This is a genomic window from Nostoc piscinale CENA21, assembly GCF_001298445.1.
Taxonomy (GTDB): Bacteria; Cyanobacteriota; Cyanobacteriia; order Cyanobacteriales; family Nostocaceae; genus Nostoc_B; species Nostoc_B piscinale_A.
Window position 1 is genome coordinate 4,768,060 of sequence record NZ_CP012036.1, and the last position, 20,115, is coordinate 4,788,174.

The 20,115-nt window shown below is 42.5% G+C and carries 18 protein-coding genes and 1 pseudogene; 12 read left to right on the forward strand and 7 right to left on the reverse strand.

The window, feature by feature from the left end:
• Positions 1-25 precede the first annotated feature (25 nt).
• The 3 genes from cobG to ACX27_RS20490 are packed head-to-tail and all read left to right on the forward strand — an operon-like array spanning position 26 to position 2,855.
• Positions 26-1,519, forward strand: a complete 1,494-nt coding sequence (gene cobG, locus ACX27_RS20480) for a precorrin-3B synthase (protein ID WP_235526288.1) — start codon at positions 26-28, stop codon at positions 1,517-1,519.
• A gap of 2 nt (positions 1,520-1,521) precedes the next feature.
• Positions 1,522-2,148 carry a precorrin-8X methylmutase gene (locus ACX27_RS20485; RefSeq protein ID WP_062295207.1) on the forward strand — a complete coding sequence of 209 codons (627 nt, stop codon included), beginning with the start codon at positions 1,522-1,524 and terminating at the stop codon, positions 2,146-2,148.
• Between the two features lie 2 nt (positions 2,149-2,150).
• Positions 2,151-2,855, forward strand: coding sequence for a precorrin-2 C(20)-methyltransferase (locus tag ACX27_RS20490; RefSeq protein WP_062295208.1), 705 nt, complete (start codon positions 2,151-2,153; stop codon positions 2,853-2,855).
• Between the two features lie 286 nt (positions 2,856-3,141).
• On the opposite strand, the gene ACX27_RS20495 is transcribed toward ACX27_RS20490, so the two are convergent.
• From ACX27_RS20495 to thrB, 3 genes are all read right to left on the reverse strand, one after another.
• Positions 3,142-4,755 (reverse strand): NAD(P)H-quinone oxidoreductase subunit 4, encoded by a 1,614-nt coding sequence (locus ACX27_RS20495; protein ID WP_062295209.1) that lies wholly within the window; start codon positions 4,753-4,755, stop codon positions 3,142-3,144.
• A 302-nt stretch (positions 4,756-5,057) separates the two neighbouring features.
• Positions 5,058-5,564 (reverse strand): hypothetical protein, encoded by a 507-nt coding sequence (locus ACX27_RS20500; RefSeq protein ID WP_062295210.1) that lies wholly within the window; start codon positions 5,562-5,564, stop codon positions 5,058-5,060.
• 37 nt (positions 5,565-5,601) lie between these two features.
• Positions 5,602-6,531: a homoserine kinase gene (thrB, locus tag ACX27_RS20505; RefSeq protein WP_062298458.1), complete on the reverse strand. Its 930-nt coding sequence runs from the start codon at positions 6,529-6,531 to the stop codon at positions 5,602-5,604.
• 116 nt (positions 6,532-6,647) lie between these two features.
• Between thrB and ACX27_RS20510 the strand changes: the two genes are divergently transcribed.
• Together ACX27_RS20510 and ACX27_RS20515 are read left to right on the forward strand one after the other, a co-directional pair.
• A complete protein-coding gene (locus tag ACX27_RS20510; protein WP_062298459.1) occupies positions 6,648-6,872 on the forward strand; it encodes a hypothetical protein in 225 nt (74 codons plus the stop codon).
• Positions 6,862-7,239: a type II toxin-antitoxin system VapC family toxin gene (locus tag ACX27_RS20515; RefSeq protein WP_062295211.1), complete on the forward strand. Its 378-nt coding sequence runs from the start codon at positions 6,862-6,864 to the stop codon at positions 7,237-7,239. Before ACX27_RS20510 ends, ACX27_RS20515 begins: the two co-directional genes overlap by 11 nt.
• Here the strand turns inward: ACX27_RS20515 and ACX27_RS20520 are convergent.
• From ACX27_RS20520 to thrS, 3 genes are all read right to left on the reverse strand, one after another.
• Entirely contained in the window at positions 7,229-8,167 is a 939-nt protein-coding gene (locus tag ACX27_RS20520; RefSeq protein ID WP_144427492.1) for a hypothetical protein, read from the reverse strand. The two genes, ACX27_RS20515 and ACX27_RS20520, sit on opposite strands and share 11 nt — an antisense overlap.
• A gap of 91 nt (positions 8,168-8,258) precedes the next feature.
• Complete coding sequence (locus ACX27_RS20525; protein WP_062295213.1) at positions 8,259-8,447, reverse strand: hypothetical protein; 189 nt, start codon at positions 8,445-8,447, stop codon at positions 8,259-8,261.
• A 55-nt stretch (positions 8,448-8,502) separates the two neighbouring features.
• Positions 8,503-10,344 (reverse strand): threonine--tRNA ligase, encoded by a 1,842-nt coding sequence (gene thrS / locus ACX27_RS20530; RefSeq protein WP_062298461.1) that lies wholly within the window; start codon positions 10,342-10,344, stop codon positions 8,503-8,505.
• Positions 10,345-10,713: 369 nt separating this feature from the next.
• On the opposite strand from thrS, the gene ACX27_RS20535 reads away from it, so the two are divergent.
• Together ACX27_RS20535 and ACX27_RS20540 are read left to right on the forward strand one after the other, a co-directional pair.
• On the forward strand, positions 10,714-11,034 hold the full coding sequence (locus ACX27_RS20535) for a DUF2605 domain-containing protein (RefSeq protein ID WP_062295214.1): 321 nt from the start codon (positions 10,714-10,716) through the stop codon (positions 11,032-11,034).
• 248 nt (positions 11,035-11,282) lie between these two features.
• Positions 11,283-11,594: a DUF2973 domain-containing protein gene (locus ACX27_RS20540; protein WP_062295215.1), complete on the forward strand. Its 312-nt coding sequence runs from the start codon at positions 11,283-11,285 to the stop codon at positions 11,592-11,594.
• Between the two features lie 136 nt (positions 11,595-11,730).
• Here ACX27_RS20540 and ACX27_RS20545 read toward each other — a convergent pair.
• Positions 11,731-14,023 (reverse strand): annotated as a pseudogene (locus tag ACX27_RS20545) (amylo-alpha-1,6-glucosidase).
• An 893-nt stretch (positions 14,024-14,916) separates the two neighbouring features.
• Between ACX27_RS20545 and ACX27_RS20550 the strand changes: the two are divergent.
• The 5 genes from ACX27_RS20550 (at position 14,917) to trpE (ending at position 19,864) form a co-directional block, all read left to right on the forward strand.
• The gene (locus ACX27_RS20550; protein WP_062295216.1) at positions 14,917-16,923 is read left to right on the forward strand and encodes a DICT sensory domain-containing protein; all 2,007 of its coding nucleotides are present in this window, start codon (positions 14,917-14,919) and stop codon (positions 16,921-16,923) included.
• A 79-nt stretch (positions 16,924-17,002) separates the two neighbouring features.
• Positions 17,003-17,317 carry a BrnT family toxin gene (locus tag ACX27_RS20555; protein WP_235526289.1) on the forward strand — a complete coding sequence of 105 codons (315 nt, stop codon included), beginning with the start codon at positions 17,003-17,005 and terminating at the stop codon, positions 17,315-17,317.
• The gene (locus ACX27_RS20560; RefSeq protein WP_062295217.1) at positions 17,307-17,591 is read left to right on the forward strand and encodes a hypothetical protein; all 285 of its coding nucleotides are present in this window, start codon (positions 17,307-17,309) and stop codon (positions 17,589-17,591) included. Before ACX27_RS20555 ends, ACX27_RS20560 begins: the two co-directional genes overlap by 11 nt.
• Before the next feature lie 235 nt (positions 17,592-17,826).
• A complete protein-coding gene (locus ACX27_RS20565; protein WP_062295218.1) occupies positions 17,827-18,246 on the forward strand; it encodes a photosystem I reaction center subunit II PsaD in 420 nt (139 codons plus the stop codon).
• 100 nt (positions 18,247-18,346) lie between these two features.
• Positions 18,347-19,864, forward strand: coding sequence for an anthranilate synthase component I (gene trpE / locus ACX27_RS20570; RefSeq protein WP_062295219.1), 1,518 nt, complete (start codon positions 18,347-18,349; stop codon positions 19,862-19,864).
• The last annotated feature ends 251 nt before the right edge of the window (positions 19,865-20,115 follow it).

The window sequence follows — 20,115 nt, forward strand, 5'->3', positions numbered from 1 at the left end:
ACATCATGATGATCTACTCTCTGCGTTGCACAGAGAAGGAGTTGAGAAGTTGGTTTCGGGATTTACAGCCTGTCCGGGGTTATTCTACGCTACATCTGCCCAAGATGGAATTTTATCTCGCCTGAGAATACCTGGTGGGATACTTAATAGTAAACAATGTCAGGCGATCGCAGCGATCGCAGATATGTACGGTGGTGGTTATGTGGATGTCACGAATCGCGCTAACCTGCAAATCAGAGAAATTAGCAAAGGTATCAGCAGCGAAGTTTTACAACAGCTACAGGATTTGGGTATAGGCTCTCACAATTCCGCTATAGACCACATCCGTAATATTATGACCAGTCCGACAGCAGGTATCGATCCTGAAGAATTAATCGACACTCGTCCTTTCGTTCAAAGCTGGGATGCTTATTTAGCAGAACATTCGGAACTATCAGCACTCTCGGCTAAGTTTAGTGTTTGCTTTGATGGCGGCGGTAAAGTTTCGGTAAGCGATCGCCTCAATGATATCCTGTTGAGGGCTGAGTTAAGCGACACTCAAGTTTACTTCCGCTTATATCTAAGTTTCATCAAAAGCAAACCACCCATTGATACAGGAATTATCTTGTTACCAGAACAATGTTTGTCTGTTTTGGCAGCTTTAGCAGATATTTATTTACAACATACTGATGTTCAACTTAAGCGCAAGCCACGCTTACAAGAAGTTATCAACAGTTTGGGATATGAAAATTATCTTCAGCAAGTTGAACAGCGTTTAACTTTTACTTTGCAGCGTTCTCAACCTTCCCCAGCAACAAAAGAAGTAGGTTTCTGGCATATTGGTACTCATCCCCAACGCCAGGAAAATTTATTTTATATTGGTGTAGTCTTACCGCTTGGTCGGTTAGAAAGTCAGCAGTTGCGGCGTTTGGGTGATTTAGCCGCCAAATATGGTAATGGAACCACCAGACTCACACCTTGGCAAAATTTACTCATCACTGATATTCCCCAAGGGTGCGTTATTGATGTTGAAAATGAAATAGCAGACTTAGGCTTAGATTTCACCGTCACTAATATTAAAAGTTCATTAGTTGCTTGTTCTGGTAAACGCGGTTGTGCGGCTTCAGCTACCGATACTAAAGGTCATGCTTTAGCATTAGCCGATTATTTCAAAAATCGTGTTCAGCTAAATCGCCCGATTAACATTCACCTGAGCGGCTGTGCAAAATCTTGCGCCCAACATCATCAAGGTGACATCACTTTACTGGGTGTGAGCGATCGCAACATAGAAACCTATCACATTTACGTCGGCGATCATGATAGTCACGAAAAATTCGGTCGCCAAATCTATCAAAACGTAAGTTTTACAGAATTACCTGCACGGATAGAACAAATGCTCACAGTGTATAAAAATCATCGCCTGCACCATGACGAATCTTTTACCGAATTTGTCAATCGATACGAGACTACCCAACTAAAACAGTTATTTAAGATTCCCAACATCTGTGTTCATCTGCGTTCATCTGTGGTTGTTAATTGAAAATGTCCGACTATATCCGCAACGCTAACGAAATCTACCGTAATTCTTTTTCCATCATTCGCTCAGAAGCTAACTTAGATGCACTGCCGCTAGATGTAGCAAAAGTTGCTGTACGTCTAATTCATGCCTGTGGAATGACGGATATTGTGACTGAATTGGGATATTCACCCACAGCAGTACAATCAGCACGCGCCGCACTCAAAGCCGGCGCACCAATTTTATGTGATTGTCGGATGGTGGCGGAGGGAGTTACTAGGCGGCGACTACCAGCCAATAACGAAGTTATCTGCACCTTGAATTATCCCGAAGTCCCAAAACTCGCCCAAAAACTTGGTAATACAAGGTCAGCCGCAGCTTTAGAATTATGGCAATCGCATCTAGAAAACTCAGTCGTAGCCATTGGTAATGCACCCACCGCCCTATTTAGGTTACTCGAAATGCTAGACGAAGGAGCGCCGAAACCGGCGGTGATTTTGGGTTTCCCTGTGGGATTTGTGGGTGCAGCAGAATCAAAAGCCGCCTTAGCAGCAGATAGCCGGAATGTACCATTTATGACATTATATGGTCGGCGGGGTGGTAGTGCGATCGCCGCCGCCGCAGTTAACGCCTTGGCAACGGAGGAAGAATAATCATGACAACCAAAGGCCGTCTGTATGGAGTTGGTGTAGGCCCTGGCGACCCCGAACTGTTAACTATTAAAGCACTGCGGCTGTTGCAGGCTGCACCTGTAATTGCCTATCAATCAGCCACCGATAAAGAGAGTATAGCGCGGGCGATCGTTTCCCAATATTTAACAGGCAACCAAATCGAAGTCGCCTTTCACCTCCCCCGCGCCTTAGAACCAGAAAAAGCCAAAGCCATTTACGACCAAGAAGTTGAGCCAATTGCCCAACACCTCGCGGCTGGACGTGATGTCGTTGTACTGTGTGAAGGCGATCCGTTTTTCTACGGCTCATTCATGTATGTATACACACGCCTATCTCAGCACTACCACACAGAAGTTGTTCCTGGTGTTTCCTCTCTCATGGCTTGTCCTGTAGCTTTAGGTGTACCCTTCACCTACTACAACGATATTCTCACCGTTTTACCAGCCCCACTCCCAGCCGAAGAACTCATTACCCAACTGCTAACCACCGATGCCGCCGCAATCATGAAACTAGGCCGTCACTTTACCAAAGTACGAAACATCTTGCATCAATTAGGACTAGCATCACGAGCATTATATATTGAGCGTGCAACTATGACACAGCAGAAAATTGTCCCCTTAGATGAAGTTAATCCGGCGGAAGTACCTTATTTCGCCATGATTGTTATCCCCAGCAAAAATCGCCTATAGAACTAGTACAACAAGGCAAAAGTCAAAAGTCAAAAAAAGTTCTTCTGTGAAGGAAGGGAACAGGGAACAGAAGAAATAAAAATCGCCTTAACTGAACTGTATTGATTTATAAACACCTCTCCCTTGTCTTCCTTGTCTCCCTTATCTTTCTTGTTCACATATCAACTAGGACTGCTATATGAGTCCTAATATAAATTCAAAAAAATTTAAGGGGTGATTTGGTAATCACCCCCATATTCCCCTCATATTAGAATTTACTTTCAGCACCCTTGTTGAGAATCTATTTTTACTTTGAAATATTAACTAAACTGTCCACTTGAGCATTAGCTAAAGTTGGGGCAGTAAAAATTTGAGAGTAAAGGCTTGCTGGTTGTTGACGAGCTACAACTGGTAGAACTTGGCGAGCGTGAGTAGCAATTTCTACGGTTTTCACGTCATAAGTCTGCGTTGCTAGTTTGGGATACAAACCGATACCGATGATGGGAAGTAGCAGAGAAGCAGTGATAAACAACTCACGAGGTTTAACATCAGGAACTACAGCATCTAGATGTAACTCTTCGCTTTGTTTGCCGTAGAATACTTGGCGCAGCATAGACAGCAAGTAGATTGGTGTCAAAATCACACCGACTGCGGAAAGTAGTACAACTACAATCTTGAAGCTGGAACTGTAAACATCACTGGTAGCGATACCGAGGAAAACCATCAATTCGCCTACGAAACCACTCATCCCAGGTAAAGCCAGAGAAGCCATTGCACCAGCAGTATACAAAGCGAAGGTTCTTGGCATTACCTTACCAATGCCACCCATTTTATCCATCATTAAGGTGTGGGTGCGTTCGTAAGTTACACCAGATAAGAAGAATAAACTAGCAGCAATCAAACCGTGGGAAACCATTTGTAACACGGCTCCACTGATACCCACTTCTGTGTAAGAAGCTAAACCAATCAGCACAAACCCCATGTGGGCGATAGAAGAGTAAGCCAAGCGGCGTTTGAGGTTGGTTTGAGCAAAGGCGCAACAAGCACCGTAGACAATATTAACGACACCTAAGATTGCTAAAACTGGAGCAAAGTAAACATGAGCGTTAGGTAACATTTCGATGTTGAAGCGAATTAAGGCATAACCACCCATCTTCAACAACACGCCAGCCAAAATCATAGAACCAGGTGCAGATGCTTCACCATGAGCATCGGGTAGCCAGGTGTGTAAGGGAAAGATTGGCAACTTCACACCAAAGGCAATTAATAAAGCAGCGTAAACTAATAATTCAAAAGCTTTAGGATATTGTTTCATTCCCAGAGATGCGATGTCAAAGGTGAAGGTGTCACCAGAGAACGCCATCGCAAAACCGGCTACAAGAATAAATATGGAAGCAGCAGCAGTATAGAGAATAAATTTGGTAGCAGCGTAACGGCGTTTAGCACCACCCCAAATGGAAATTAGCAGGTATACAGGAACTAGCTCGATTTCCCACATCAGGAAGAACAAGAGCAAGTCTTGGGCAAGAAACACACCCAACTGGGCGCTGTACATCACCAACATCAACCCATAAAACAATCGCGGCTTGTTGGTTACTTTCCAAGCCGCGAAGATTGCGAGGGTGTTGATTAAGCCTGTTAACAAGATGAGGGGCATCGATAAGCCGTCAACTGCTACAGACCAATTTAAACCGATTTGGGGAACCCAGGAGTATTTTTCGACGAATTGGTAAGTTGAACTTTGGAAGTCGTAGCTGCTCCAAAAGGCGTAAATCATTAAGGAAAAGTCCGCGATCGCTACACCTAAACCATACCAACGGACTGTTTTTCCTTCTTTGTCTGGAATTATGGGGATGGCTAGGGCAGCCACCAAGGGCAAGGCAATTATGGCAGTTAGCCAAGGAAATTCCATAGCATTCATCACTTCTGACAATCGTTTTTTGTTTTCGCTTTTAATTACATTATATTAAGGAATCGTTACTTTTGTAAACGTTATTTATCTCTGGAAATATTAAATTTTGGGTTTCGCTGAGAATATATACTCATCACTTCTCCTATTCTGCCCAGAATCAGGAATAAATACTCATAGAATTAGATGGCTAGTCCATTCTAGATATAAAGTTTTGTAACGTCAACAAAAACGGTGGCTTATACCACCGTTACACTTCTTAATAAATTATCTGCCTCAAGGGAAAGTTTACCCTAAAGATATTGAGTCACGCGCTAAACAATACGGTTGACAATCGTCCAAACTTCCCCATCAGAACGGACATAGGGAACGGAGATAGTTTTGAATCCGGTGATGAAAGGTTTGTAATAAACCTGCCAATATAAAGGACTGAGATAATCAGCAGTGGCTTTTAACTGGCGGATTTCATCGGCTAATTCCGCCGCTAGTTCGTTAACGCGATCGGCGTGAACCTGTGCTACTTTTTTCGCTTCTTCTAGTTGCTGCTGGATTGTAAGTTGTTTAGATTCAACTTGCCAGCGTGCCAATTGGGCTTGTTTTTGTTGTAGCTGGTTTGTCAAAGCAGCGATCGCATCATCTATACCTTTAAGTTCAGCAGATAATTGCGGATTTTCTCTTGCTTGGCGGCGGTAAGCTTCAACAATCGCTGAAGGTGTATTATCGCCAGATATCTCATTATTAATATTGAGAGCAGCCCGTTCTTGCTGAAGAACTTGAATTTGAGATTTGATGGCTGCTATCTCGGCTTGAATCTGCTCCATAGTTAAAGTGTTGAGTTTTGAGTAAAAATTCTAGTCCCTAGTCTCTAGCCTCTGTTTTATATGTTGCGCCTTTGGTGTCTAAAGCAAGCGATCGCACCTCGGCATCAATTCCTGCCGCTTTCCAGGCTGAAACCATTGCCAACTCTACAGCTTGGGAATGTGCCACATCAGATAAAGCCAACAGTGTCGGCCCTGCACCACTAATCACCATGCCATAAGCGCCAGCCGCCACCGCCGCCGCATTCACAGCATCGTAACCAGGAATCAAAGCTTTACGATAAGGCTGATGCAACTTATCTTGTAAAGCTGCTTTTAGCCATTTTGGGTTTCCAGTTTCCAAGCCGCGTAACAATAACCCTAAATGGGCAGTATTGAAAATTGCATCTGCACGGCTAAATTCGGTGGGTAAAACACGCCGCGCTTCTGAGGTAGACAACTCAAAATCTGGAATTGCTACTACTGGGATGATATTTTCATGCCAAGGCACATCACAAATTTCCCAACCAGTTTCACTAGTAGCAGCTAGACGACATCCCCCAATTAATGCCGGAACTACATTATCAGGATGTCCTTCCATTGCGATCGCAATCTCCATCACCTGCACCTGAGATAGAGGTTCACCCGCTAGTTGATTTGCTGCAACCAAACCACCGACAATTGCTGTCGCTGAACTACCCAAACCCCGCGCCAGTGGTACACCTAAATCAATCTCGATTTTCACAGGCGGCGGTGTCTGATCTATATGTTGATATAACTTCAAAAACGCCTGATAAAGTAAATTACTTTCATCAGTTTGCACTCGTTCTGCTTCTGCACCAGTGACACGAATAGTTAAACCGCCTTTATCTATGCGTGTAAACTTAAACTGGTTACAAAGCCTCAAAGCTGCACCGATGCAATCAAAACCAGGCCCCAGATTAGCAGTTGTAGCGGGAACCTTAACCGTAACAGAAGAAATAACAGACATCTGAAAATACTCACCTAACCAATCAACCAGCATCCCATGTAACTGGTTGATTTGTTCATTGGCTAACCTCATTTGGGATATATATGGGGTATATATGGGGTATATATGGGATATATATGGAAGTTCTGCAACTGACGACAATTATTGATGCATCTGGGCATTTGCATCTTGACATCCCAACACAGCTATCGCCTGGACAGGTAAATATTGTGGTTGTGCTAAGTCCAGTTACATCAGACAGCACACAGAAATCTAATTATGATTTTTCCGATCTTGCTGGTAAATTAGTTTGGCAGGGAGATGCACTAGCAATGCAAAAAGTGTTGAGAGATGAATGGTAATCGCTATTTGTTGGATACCAATGCGATCATCGCACTCCTACAAGGTAATTCACAACTACTGCAACTTTTACAAAATGCTGATTGGATAGGCATTTCGATTATTAGTCAACTTGAATTTCTGGCATTTTCTGGGTTGAGTCCTAGCGATATCCAAGTTTTTCAGCAATTTCTTCAAAGAGTTGAAGTTGTTAGTTTAATGGCTGGTGATACAGTGTTAATTCAGCGAATTATTCAACTTCGACAGCAATATCGTCTAAAACTACCAGATGCGATCGTCGCAGCAATGGCAATTCAAACAAATGCAAAACTGGTAACTGCGGATCAGGAATTTGCGAAAGTATCGCCTATCACAGTTATTAGTTGGTAGCCATGAATTCTCTATGCTTCCAATTTACCTTGTACCCAGTCTGATATCCCCATTGCTTTTCAAAAGGTTCAGCAAGATAATCAGGTAAAGGTTGAACAGGATTCAAATGTCTGATAAATATTCCACTTCTGGCAAAGCAAAAGCTAGTAGATGAAGTATCTCCAGGTTCATTACTCATTTGAAATGAGTCGCAAATGAGTAAGACTCCATTTACAGATGAACAATCTCTTCTAATTATACTTTGTATTTTATTAGTAAGTTCTTTTAAGGAATATAAAAGCTTACCAAAGTCACTATTTATATATCTAAATTTATTAGACACATCAATAAAAACAATTCCATATATTGCTTCTGTTGATAAATGAGTTTTCCAGTTTTTAATTTGTTTATTTGCTTTTTTAATTACCTCTTGATATCTCGTATCATTGGTATTTGTATCAATATGCTTGCATTCCACAGCTATAGAAATAGGGTGGTTATATATATCTATTTTAAAGTCGGCCAGACCTTCATCTTCTGTAGCAGTTATTTGAAACCCTTTCTTACTTAAAAACCAAGCTCCAAAAGAAAGTTCTGTCATTAAGCTCTGAAAACCATTTGTCTTCTTTAACTGAGATGCAATTTGCTGTCTTACCTTGGCATCGCCATAATTAGCAAAATTTCCTAGAGAGAAACTTGCTGGATTACCATCACTAACTTTTGAAAATATATAGTTATCAAGCAAGATAGAAGTAAGTTCTGGAATAATATTTCTATTTTCAGGGAATTTAATAATTCCCTCTTGTGCAATTATCTGTTCACAAATTTTATACCTTTTTACTGCTGGATAATTTGGCTCTTTTTTGCAGAGTTTTAGCCAGTCATCCTGCTTGAATAGCTCGTGAATTAGATTTTTTTGAGCAGTAAAATGCTGAACAGAATTGGACATATCATAGAACTGTACCATAAGATATATTTTATTTTGGTAAAAATAGGTTTTCAAGCAAATCCCATCAGCACAAAAGCTGTGGAAGACCAAACTACTTGATAAGCCATTTACTCAACCGTTCTTCCGCTTCTACTTGAGTAATAGTGCCTTCTGTTTTGGCTACTTCTAATCCTCGCATAACTTTCTCTATGACATACAAATGGTATTGAATATCTTCAATTGAGCAATCATCTGGTAGTTGCTGCAAAAGAGATTTAACTTTATCTTTTGTGGTACTCATAGACTGAATATTTAATATTAGTTTTTTGGCTGGGTGTGACCCAGCCTAGTTTTTATTAGAAGTTATCGAAATTAGCGATCGCATCTTGCAATTTCTGTACCACTTCATGTACAGAAATTGCGCCTAATTCCCCAGAAGCGCGGGTGCGGATGCTTAAGGAGTTGGTTTCTACTTCCTTTGCACCTACCACTGCCATTACAGGTATTTTATCTTTCTCGGCGTTGCGGATTAATTTACCCAAGCGATCGCCACTGGTGTCAACTTCCGCACGGATACCCAAAGCCTGCATTTTGGCTACTACAGATTTCGCAAAGTCTAGCTGTGCATCACTCACAGATAGCAATCGCACTTGTACAGGTGCTAACCACAAGGGGAAATCGCCTGCATACTCTTCAATTAATATGCCAATCAGCCGTTCTAAGGAACCGAAAGGTGCGCGGTGAATCATCACAGGACGTTTGCGCGAACCATCTTCAGCGACGTATTCCAAATCAAAGCGTTCTGGTAAGTTGTAGTCAACTTGCACAGTTCCTAGTTGCCATTCTCTCTCCAACGCATCTTGGAAGATAAAGTCGAGTTTTGGCCCGTAAAATGCAGCTTCGCCAATACCTTCAAAATGATCCATTCCTAATTGTTCCACAGCGCGGCGAATCGCACCTTGAGCTTTTTCCCAAGCTTCATCGGAACCAATATATTTATCACTCGCAGGATCACGGAAACTCAGTCTGGCTTTGAAGTTCTTCAATTGCAGTTTATTGAACACTGATAAAATCAAATCCACTACGTTGAGGAATTCTGCGTCTAGCTGTTCTGGGGTGACAAACAAGTGCGAGTCATCCACAGTAAAGCCGCGCACTCTGGTTAAACCGCCTAATTCCCCTGATTGTTCGTAGCGGTAGACAGTACCGAATTCTGCCAAACGCATCGGTAGTTCTCGATAAGAACGTAACTCGCTCTTATATATTTGGATGTGGAAGGGGCAGTTCATTGGCTTCATGACAAAGCCTTGCTCAAGTGCTGCTGCGGCTTCATCCTCAGCCATCAAAGGAAACATATCTTCCTTATACTTTTGCCAGTGGCCGGAAGTTTTAAATAAATCTACCCTCGCAATGTGGGGAGTAACCACAGGTAAATAGCCACGCTTCAGCTGTTCTTGCTTGAGGAAGTCTTCTAAGATACTCCGCAATAAAGTGCCTTTGGGAGTCCACAAAGGTAAACCCGGCCCTACTAAGTCAGAGAAGATAAATAAACCCAATTCTTTGCCGAGTTTGCGATGGTCGCGGCGCTGTGCTTCTTCTTTGCGGCGCTTGTACTCAGCTAGTTGTTCTGGAGTTTCCCACGCAGTACCGTAAATGCGCTGTAGTTGCGCTTTGGTTTCATCCCCGCGCCAATATGCACCCGCAACGCTTTCTAAATCAATGGCTTTCGGGTTTAATTCTTGAGTATTTTCCACATGAGGCCCGGCGCACAAATCCCACCATTGATCACCCAAGTGATAAATAGTAATGGGTTCTTTTAAATCTGCCAGGATTTCTAATTTATAAGGTTCGTTGATTTCTTTAATGCGGCGTTCGGCTTCTTCCCGGCTGACTTCTTCTCTAACTACTGGCAATTTGCGATTAATAATCTTCGCCATCTCTTTTTGGATGGCTTTGAGGTCTTTGTCAGTAAATGGCTCTGGACTGTCGAAATCGTAATAAAATCCATTTTCTATCCAGGGGCCTATTGTAACTTGCGCCTTGGGAAACAGCTTCTGCACTGCCATTGCCATCACATGAGAAGTTGTGTGGCGAATCTTTTTTAAAGTCTCTGATTCGCTGGTACGGGGTAAATAGATTTTTTCTGGTTGTTCTGCTTGATGCAGATTTTGATTAGGCGACATTGGCTGCTGAACCATTGGCGAAGTAATTGCAAAAAGTAATTTATTAGTTAAAATGCTGAAAAACTTACCCAAATATAACATCTGGTTATATTTCAGCTTGACAGATTTTTAGCTGTCCTGGATGCACTCTAGCATTGTATGAAGTGTGAAGTCTGAAGTATGAAACTTGATCTTAGCTTGCCGACTGTGTTTTCTTATGTCTACAGTCTTTAGCCTGAATTTTTTTTAGGTTAAATTACTGTGTTTTTTTATGAAGATTTGCTTTTCGTAACTATTATGACAGATTTATTTAACAATCTTTCTGAGGACATAGCATATAATAACGTTAAGTTTTGTAAAAAAACGTTAATATTAATAAGAAAAATAGAAGTATCCTTCATATCTATGCAAGACTCAAATTTACCAGGGACTGAGTTGCTGAAAACGGTCTTAGAGCCTTTGTTAGAAGACTTTGACTATTGGTTTGGGCGATCGCGCCACCTTTTAGAAACTGAGCAACTCTCATTTATGAGTCATCAAGAACAATCTGACCTGCTGTTACGAGTCAAGCAAGCACAAACAGAACTAAACACAGCAAAAATGCTATTTGCAGCCACTGATAAACAAGTCGGATTGGATATGACAACCTTAGCGCCTTGGCATCAATTGGTTACGGAATGTTGGAATGTAGGGATGCGCTTTCATCAAGAAAAAGAAAAGTCGTAGCGACTAGTTGGTGTGGATGACACATCACATAGTTTGCATAGATACTATAAAATACTTAATAAAATTTTTATTAACAAATAATGTATCCTATGCTACCGTTAATTGAATAGCCTTGACAAATTTTTCATATTAATCATATAAGCGCATCATAAGTGCGTTAAACATTTACACCCGCTGCGATTCCCAACCTCAGCGAAGCTTTTCAGTATAAGGTTTTTAAACTTGCTGCCCTGGAGGAAACCCGTATTATGTTGCACCTACTTTATATTCTTGCTTTTACGATTTTGGCTTGCATTGCAGTGGCAAACTTAATTCGCAACTTAGTTATGTTTAGTTTTATTGACAGAGAGCGAAATTATCCAGCCACACCTTCAGCAAATCGAAATTATCGTTCAGGCAGAAAATCAGTACCCCATCCAGAATTATTAGATAGCGATGGCAATATCATTAAAGAACCATTATTAGTTATGCGTTCTATTAATGTTGAAGACGCTAGACAACAACTAGATGCAATTTATGAAGCTTCTCCAGGACAAAAGAGTGAAAATCATGAAAAGTAGGGGCTAGGGGCTAGGGACTATGGGCTAGACAGTTATAGCTAAAGCCACACAAAAGTATGAAATTTGGGCTTCTAACCTCTAGCCTCCAACCTTGAACCTCTAACCCCTAGCCTCATTGATACTTCATATTGTTTGATTAAGCTTCAATAACTACGCGGAGATTGCCGCGTTTTTTTTGCTACGCGGCAGGCAGTAGTATTACCAGAACGCTCAAACTCCAAATCCAGAATAGTTGTACCGACTCGTAAATTGTGGAAAGACAGATGATTAATCGACTCTGGTAAAGCAGGGTCGATAATTCGTAGGCAGTTATTTTGCGCGTCTGGAACTAAATTGACAATCATTTGTAGCAGTTGAAACACGCTACCCGTAGCCCAAGCTTGGGGTGTACAAGCCACGGGATATTGTACAGGGGCATTGTCGCCATTGCGTTCGTAGCCGCAAAACAGTTCTGGAGGACGTTGATAAGGTTGCTGATTAGTCATGTCGAGTATACCTTGAAAAAGTTCCAAGGCTTGATCGATTAAACCGAGCGATCGCAGACCCGTCGCAGTTAAAGAGTTATCATGAGGCCACACCGAACCAATGTGATAACCCATTGGATTGTATGCAGGCGATAAACTGCTTAAAGTCCGAATGCCCCAACCATTATACATATCCGGTGCGCGTAACCTTTCCGCCACACTGTAGGCTTTTTCTGGGGTAAAGATGCCCAAATGCAAACAATGCCCAGGGTTAGATGTAATACTATCTACTTGTTTGCCATCACCATCTAAAGCCAAGGCACAAAAATCTTGGTCTTCCATCCAAAAGTCACGATTAAACCGCAACTTCAGATTTTTGGCTTCTTCTTGCCAACGGTCTGCTAAATCTAACCGCTTCTTCATTCTGGCGATTTCAGCCAAACGGATTTTAGCAGAATAAACATAAGCTTGGACTTCGCACAAAGCGATCGCCCCGTTAGCCAAATCTCCCTTACGGTCAACAATACAGTCGCCAGAGTCCTTCCAACCTTGGTTAGCTAAACCGCGTTTAGATTTGCGATAGTAACTCAAATAGCCAGTTGCTTGCAAGTTGCGGTCAATCCATTCCATTGCGGCTAAAGCATTTGGCCAAAGCTGTTCTAAGGTTTCGTGGTCATTTGTCCAACTGTAGTACTCGCCATACAGCATTAACCATAAAGGCGTAGCATCAACTGTACCGTAATAAGGTGTATGGGGAATTTCTTGACAACGCGCCATTTCACCCAAACGTAATTCGTGCAGGATCTTACCTGGTTCTTCTTCGCGCCATTCATCCTCTGTTTTACCTTGGTAGGCTGCCAATAGTTGCAAGGTTTCTTTGGCGATTTGCGAGTTTAAAATTAAAGTCTGAGAAGCCGTAATAATCGAATCTCGCCCAAACAACGCCGAAAACCAAGGTACACCAGCAGAAACAGTCTTGTAATTGCCAAAGGACTGACGTAACAAGTACATATCTTGTTCAGCGCGGTCAATGATGCGATTGAGTGTACTTTTATCGGAACTAATACGGGTAATTTGTTGCACCCAATTTTGTTCTTCCATCATTTCTGCGGCTTTGGCTTGTCCGAGAGTGAAAGCAGCACTGACGGTAGAACTAGAGGTATTGTTAGTTAACAAATTGATGCGATAGCCGATTTTTTGAGTTTGATGAGATGCTAACTCTAAGCGCCACACGGCTGTATAACCTTTCAAGTAATCTGGTAGGCGATGCTGGAATTGGATACGCGATTCCATGATTAAGCCATCCAAACCGTGATAAGCCAATGTTAAAAATTCGGCTTTTTGGGTGTCAGTGTGATGCGATACAGGTGCAGCACCATCACCATTAACAGTCGCTGCATCTTCTTGTGTCGGTTCTACTAGACGTAGAAGTTTACCGCGTTGGGGTCGGTCATAACCCCGCACTTCAAACAAATCAACAAAATCGGCATCAAAGCTAATGCTGAGTTCAAAGCTAACAGTAGTGGTGCTGTAGTTCGATATTTCGATTTCTTCAAATAATGCGCCATTGAGGACGATTTCGCGGCGAATGCCAATGTTATCAGCGTTGAGGCGATCATCAATTCTGGGGTTAGTACACAAAACCGAAAGCGAAAACCCCTTTTCTGCTGTGCTGCTCAGGAGTATAGGCGATCGCCCTTCAATTTGCAATTCCAGACGGTTGAGAAATCGCGTATCACAACAAAACAATCCCATACTAGGATTGCCATCATTCAGGGAACAGCCTGAAATATTCCCTATCGTATCTGTCACTAGGAATAAATCATCATCTTTGACCGTCAGCGTGGGTTGTGGTCGTTCACTCACAACACAAGGCCACTCTGGTATAGGTAATTGTTCTGCGGGGATAAAAGTCTTGCCGTCCAATGAAATTTTATCTTGGGTGATTAGCAAATCCGGTGTCATCAGCCAAAGTTCCGTGTACAGGTCTATGTTTTTGTAGTCGCAGTAATTTTGATAAGTTCAACAGCAGTAAAATCTAAGCAAAAAAATACTGCTCAGAACTGTAAAAAAGAAATTCTGAAAAACTTATTGGACAAAATTTACATAACAAATCTTTATAAATTTATATCTTCTAGAATGAAAGTCAAGGCTGATATTACAGGATTTTCACGGATATTAAATCAATCCTGGTATATACTCCCACCTGACTCGCTTGCTCTTTTATTTTGGGACTAAAGCTCCGCAATGGTAGCAGAATCCAGAATTCAGCATTAATCAGTAGGCAAAAAGATGCAACACTGCTAAAAAACCAGTAAATTGGAGATTTATGGGGCATATTAACACACAAGTCAATTCTGCCTCCTGATTTCTGTTTTGATCAACTTTTGGTTAACGAAAGGGCAGTTCTGACCGAAAATGTATATTGAGCGTAGTAGCTTAGGACTTAAATCATTCCAATGGGCAAAATCTAGATCAACAAACACAATTTCCATCCAGACCATAGCATCTTGAGAGAATGGCTATTCCACGTCTATGCCTGACTCAGCAAAGATGATAAATGTGAACTTGACTTGAGACTGGGATATTTGTCAAGAAACCTCTAGGCACTCCTCCTTGTGCAGTCAAGCAAAGTAACTCGCCATCTGATGCCTAAAAGCTGAAAAATACACGAAAACCGTGTTTTGACTTTTAGCCACATAAATTGGAAGTTAATTTCTGCTACTGCCTTTTGAAAGTGCTGTTTAGGATTCTTTACATAATGCAACGGTCTATCTAGTTTGAGAGTTGATTGTAATTTGTACAATGCAGCTGTGACGTGGATTTTTTCTGTGAAAGTGGCTCCTTAAACAATATTCATGAGCATTTCGACTTCCGTGCTGAGTGATCTGCTACAGTCCATTCCTTACCTGCGGCCCCAGCTATATTTCAAAGCTTCACTAACCGCCCTCTCCCACGCAATGGAAGATCAGGTTTTGGCGGCGACTTTAGACAGACCTTTGGTAATTGCCAGCTTTCAACGCGAGCGATTTTATCGCCAAGAAGCCCATCGCTATCAAAGGCTGGCGCAGCGCAGTAATCAAATATACGTTTTAGCTGCTCCCGAAACGGACTTTACCAATAGCTCAGAATACTATGAGAAAGTCGCCTTTGAACCAGATGATGCTTTAACACAAGAGTGGCACTTGGTAGTAGTTGCTGATAATTATGCTACTTGCTTAGTGTGTCGAGAAAGCTTGGGTTCTATTACCAAAAATCAGCAAGTGCCAGAGTTTAGTACTGGTTTGGATATAGACACAGCCCGTAGGTTTGAGGGTATATGGACATCAGAGCGGGGAGTTAGCCTGAAAGCGGCACAATTGCTATTAGATAGGATTTTAATTTATCGCCCAGACTTGGCTAATAAAATCAAGGAAGCCCGCCAAAGGTTTGGCATTGGAGAACCAAGAATTTACTCTCAAATCGGACAACCCGAATTTGCTTGTGATATCGACACAGACCCTTTTGTGCAGCGATTGGTAACTTATTTGCAAGCTAGTCAGTATAAATTACACAAAGCTTATCGCTCAATTATTGCCCAAGCCCGTAAAGAACGTTTAATTAATTCTATTAGTACGGCAATTAGGCGATCGCTTGATCCCCATGAAGTCTTGCAAATCGCCGCCCAAGAATTAGGGCAACACTTAGGGACAAGTCGTTGTTTAATTTACCGCGCTCAAGCTACACAAGCCCAAGCCACAATTGAACATGAATTTTTGACGGCTGGCGTTTTATCGGTGTGTGGGCAAACCTGGGATTTAGATAATAATGCTTTGTTTCAGGAAGTTGTACAGCTAGGAGAAGGCGTTTGTGTAGTTGATACACATAACGACTTGCGAATTAGCAGTTCCAAAACTTTGTCCTTAATTGCCAAAAAATACAGTATTCGTTCCTGGTTAATGGAACCAGTATTATCTCAGGGACGACTGCTCGGTATTGTGGAACTGCACTATTGCAGTGTACCACCGCACCAGTGGCAAGCAGGAGAACTTGACTTGGTAAAAGCGATCGCTACCCAAATTGGAGCCGCTTTAATTCAAGCCGAAGCCTACGCCAACCTTGAAGAACTCAACCAACAACTAGAAGCCCTCGACCGCACCCGCAGCAACTTGATAGCCATTACCGGTCACGAACTGCGTACTCCCTTATCTACCATTCAAGTGTGCTTAGAAAGTCTCGCCAGCGAACCAGACATGCCTGTGGAATTACAGCAGGTAATGTTAAATACAGCCCTGGCCGATTCTGAACGGATGCGGAAACTCGTCCAGGATTTTCTCACCCTGTCTAACTTAGAAAGCGGCCGCGTAGAATGGCATCCCGAATCACTCACCTTGCAAGAATGTGTGGATTTAGCCCTGAGCCGCATTCGCACCCGCCCCTCAATGGAAAATCCGCCCCAAATCATCACGCAAATCACAGAAAATTTACCTTTAGTTAAAGCCGATGGTGATTGGCTAGTGGAAGTATTGGCAAAACTGATCGACAACGCCTGCAAATTTACGCCCTCTGACGGGGAAATTTCCATTCATGCCATTCAAAACGGCAATCAGATGGTAGAAGTCACAGTGGCTGACACAGGACGGGGTATTGAGCCAAATCGCTTGGAAGTGGTATTTGACCGCTTTTATCAAGAAGAAGGGGCGCTACGGCGTACCGCAGGCGGCACAGGTTTGGGACTAGCAATTTGTCGGCAAATTGTCAATGGTTGGGGTGGAGAAATTTGGGCAGAGTCTCAAGGCAAAGACCAAGGTAGCCAGTTTCATTTCACCATTCCCATTGTTTTGGGTAGCCAGGAAGAAAAGCGGGTAAGGGTTAGGAGTAAATAGTCATAGTTACGAATTGGTATAAAAAATGTCGAATCAATCCACCCACAACATAAAAACGTATTGACAATGTAAATACATTTTGATTACACTCCAAGGTATGGATGTGTATTTCGTACTCAACGGCATTACCTTCGTCTGGAATGATGAAAAAGCTAGGATCAACCCAATCAACCATGATGGTGTGACATTTCAACAAGCAACAGAAGCTTTCTTTGATCCTTTGCTTGTAGTTGTTGATGCGAGTCGCAATGATGAGGCGCGAGATGCTGTCATTGGTTTAGACAAGCGATGGAATCTTTTGTACGTTGTTTACATTGAGCGTGAAAACGACATCATTCGGATTATTTCGGCTCGTAAAGCCACACGCAAGGAGCGAGAATATTATGAAGGTTGAAACTTTAAAAAAGCGACTGGATAAGAACCGTCCGATGACGACAATTACGATTCGTATTCCCGAAGATGTGATTGAGGATTTAAAGCGCGTTGCACCGTTGCTTGGTTTTTCTGGATATCAACCTCTGGTGCGTGCTTATATTGGGCAAGGACTACGAACAGACTTGGAACGATTAGAAGGCGATACAGTATTCGCGTTGATTGCCAGTTTAAAGCGCCACGGTGTAAGTGATGAAGTGCTTCAAGAGGCACTCAACGAAGTTACTCAGCGTTAATAGGCGACCAAAAATGTAAAGTTTTGTATAGTCCCCATTTCAGTTTTTGGGTGAAGTTCATTTTTTGTTGATGATCATTCACGGTTTTTTGGTAAAAAGTGAATTTGACAAATTGCGGGACTATAGATTATGGACTTTTGACTTTAAACTAAAAACTGTTACAGACTATGACGCGATCGCAATATGATCGTGATGGCGGTGTTACGATGCCCTAAAAACCTTGAGAGAATGCTTTATGGCAGAAACACTTTCTGGAAAAACCCCACTGTTCGCCGGTAGTACTGGCGGTTTGCTCACCAAAGCAAAAGAGGAAGAAAAGTACGCTATCACTTGGACAAGCCCCAAGGCTCAGGTGTTTGAATTACCTACAGGTGGCGCTGCTACCATGCACCAAGGCGAAAACTTGCTTTACTTAGCTCGTAAAGAACAGGGCATTGCTTTGGGCGGTCAACTCCGTAAGTTCAAAATCACCGACTACAAAATCTATCGGATTTTGCCCAGTGGCGAAACCACCTTCATTCACCCAGCAGATGGTGTCTTCCCTGAAAAAGTTAACCAAGGCCGCGAAAAAGTACGTCACGTACCTCGTCGCATTGGTCAAAATCCCAACCCCTCAGAACTCAAGTTCAGTGGTAAGCAAACCTACGATGCTTAATTAAAAGTGCTGAGTGCTGAGTGATGAGTAACGAAAAAGTCACAAACTCAGTGCTGATTACTTGGCACTCAGCATAAGTCAATTTGACTGATAACTGTTTATGATTTTTCCCAATTTCTCTGATTTTTCTCAATTAGCTTCACAAGGTAACTTTGTCCCGGTGTATCAAGAGTGGGTTGCAGATTTGGATACACCTGTCTCTGCATGGTACAAAGTTTGTGCTGGACAACCTTACAGCTTTTTGTTGGAATCAGTGGAAGGCGGTGAAAAAATCGGACGCTATAGTTTTGTAGGTTGCGATCCACTGTGGGTACTAGAAGCTAGAGGAGAGACAACCACCCAAACACACCGTGATGGTTCGCAAGTTGTGTTTACTGGTGATCCTTTTACAGCTTTAGCCCAATGTCTTGAGCCTTATCAGCCAGTCAAATTACCCCAATTACCACCAGGAATTGGGGGATTATTTGGATTTTGGGGTTATGAATTAATTCGTTGGATTGAACCGCGTGTTCCCGTCCATCCCCCAGATGAACGTAACATTCCCGATGGGTTATGGATGCAGGTAGACCAACTGTTAATTTTTGACCAAGTAAAGCGGAAAATTTGGGCGATCGCCTATTCTGATTTACGCGACCCAAATGTAGATTTACAAGCAGCTTATCAAAAAGCTTGCGATCGCGTGACTAATTTGGTCAGTAAGTTATCTCTACCACTGTCGCCGCAAAAAACTATTCTGGAATGGACACCCCCAGGCAATCAATCCCCAGAGAAGAAAGAATTAGCATACACCAGCAACTTCACCAAAACCGAATTCTGCGCCAGCGTCCAAAAGGCAAAAGACTACATCAAAGCTGGTGATATCTTCCAAGTAGTCATTTCTCAGCGACTCGCCACAGAATACACAGGCGACCCCTTCGCCCTTTACCGTTCGCTGCGACAAATTAATCCTTCGCCCTACATGGCTTATTTTCACTTTCAGGACTGGCAAATTATTGGTTCCAGCCCAGAAGTCATGGTGAAAGCCGAACGTGACCCAGATGAGGGAATTATCGCCACAGTCCGCCCCATTGCGGGTACAAGGCCACGGGGTAAAACTACCAAAGAAGATATCGCCTTGGCAGAAGACTTACTACAAGACCCCAAGGAAATCGCTGAACACGTTATGCTGGTTGACTTGGGGCGGAACGATTTGGGGCGAGTTTGCCAAAGCGGTAGCGTGAAAGTCGATGAATTGATGGTTGTTGAGCGTTACTCTCATGTGATGCACATTGTGAGTAATGTGGTAGGTAAATTAGCCAGCCATAAAAACGCTTGGGATTTAATGAAAGCTTGCTTCCCTGCGGGGACAGTTAGCGGCGCACCCAAAATTCGGGCGATGGAAATTATTAACGAACTAGAACCGAGTCGCCGGGGCGTTTATTCGGGTGTGTATGGCTATTACGATTTTGAAGGACAATTAAATAGTGCGATCGCAATTCGCACAATGGTAGTCAAAGATAACATCGTCAGTGTGCAAGCTGGTGCAGGTTTGGTAGCCGACTCTGAACCAGAAAAAGAATATGAAGAGACGCTAAATAAAGCCAGAGGGCTATTAGTGGCGATTCGCTGTTTGCGTTAAAGAAATTTGCCAGAAATCCAAAAAATTCCAACTAGGGACGAACGTAAGTTCGTCCCTACATATATCTGTTCAAAAATCAAATCGGACTGCCATATCCCTCATATAAATAGGAACTATAAACACTTAACTGAGAATTTGTTGTACTTTTGTAACGATTTTGTTATATTTCTTTACAGAGGGTTGTACAAAGCAATTCACATCCAGTCAAGCATTTGCCCTAGGACTTTCATTACAAAGTCAGTTTATGCGTA

Bases quoted from the DNA above. Each gene is read 5' to 3' on its own strand.
- ACX27_RS20515 (WP_062295211.1), top strand. From the start codon at position 6,862: ATGAATGGTAATCGCTATTTGTTGGATACCAATGCGATCATCGCACTC.
- ACX27_RS20490 (WP_062295208.1), top strand. From the start codon at position 2,151: ATGACAACCAAAGGCCGTCTGTATGGAGTTGGTGTAGGCCCTGGCGAC.
- ACX27_RS20565 (WP_062295218.1), top strand. From the start codon at position 17,827: ATGGCAGAAACACTTTCTGGAAAAACCCCACTGTTCGCCGGTAGTACT.
- ACX27_RS20495 (WP_062295209.1), bottom strand. From the start codon at position 4,755: ATGAATGCTATGGAATTTCCTTGGCTAACTGCCATAATTGCCTTGCCC.
- ACX27_RS20535 (WP_062295214.1), top strand. From the start codon at position 10,714: ATGCAAGACTCAAATTTACCAGGGACTGAGTTGCTGAAAACGGTCTTA.
- ACX27_RS20560 (WP_062295217.1), top strand. From the start codon at position 17,307: ATGAAGGTTGAAACTTTAAAAAAGCGACTGGATAAGAACCGTCCGATG.
- ACX27_RS20485 (WP_062295207.1), top strand. From the start codon at position 1,522: ATGTCCGACTATATCCGCAACGCTAACGAAATCTACCGTAATTCTTTT.
- thrB (WP_062298458.1), bottom strand. From the start codon at position 6,531: ATGTCTGTTATTTCTTCTGTTACGGTTAAGGTTCCCGCTACAACTGCT.
- thrS (WP_062298461.1), bottom strand. From the start codon at position 10,344: ATGGTTCAGCAGCCAATGTCGCCTAATCAAAATCTGCATCAAGCAGAA.
- ACX27_RS20500 (WP_062295210.1), bottom strand. From the start codon at position 5,564: ATGGAGCAGATTCAAGCCGAGATAGCAGCCATCAAATCTCAAATTCAA.
- ACX27_RS20510 (WP_062298459.1), top strand. From the start codon at position 6,648: ATGGAAGTTCTGCAACTGACGACAATTATTGATGCATCTGGGCATTTG.
- ACX27_RS20540 (WP_062295215.1), top strand. From the start codon at position 11,283: ATGTTGCACCTACTTTATATTCTTGCTTTTACGATTTTGGCTTGCATT.
- ACX27_RS20520 (WP_144427492.1), bottom strand. From the start codon at position 8,167: ATGTCCAATTCTGTTCAGCATTTTACTGCTCAAAAAAATCTAATTCAC.
- ACX27_RS20525 (WP_062295213.1), bottom strand. From the start codon at position 8,447: ATGAGTACCACAAAAGATAAAGTTAAATCTCTTTTGCAGCAACTACCA.
- trpE (WP_062295219.1), top strand. From the start codon at position 18,347: ATGATTTTTCCCAATTTCTCTGATTTTTCTCAATTAGCTTCACAAGGT.
- ACX27_RS20550 (WP_062295216.1), top strand. From the start codon at position 14,917: ATGAGCATTTCGACTTCCGTGCTGAGTGATCTGCTACAGTCCATTCCT.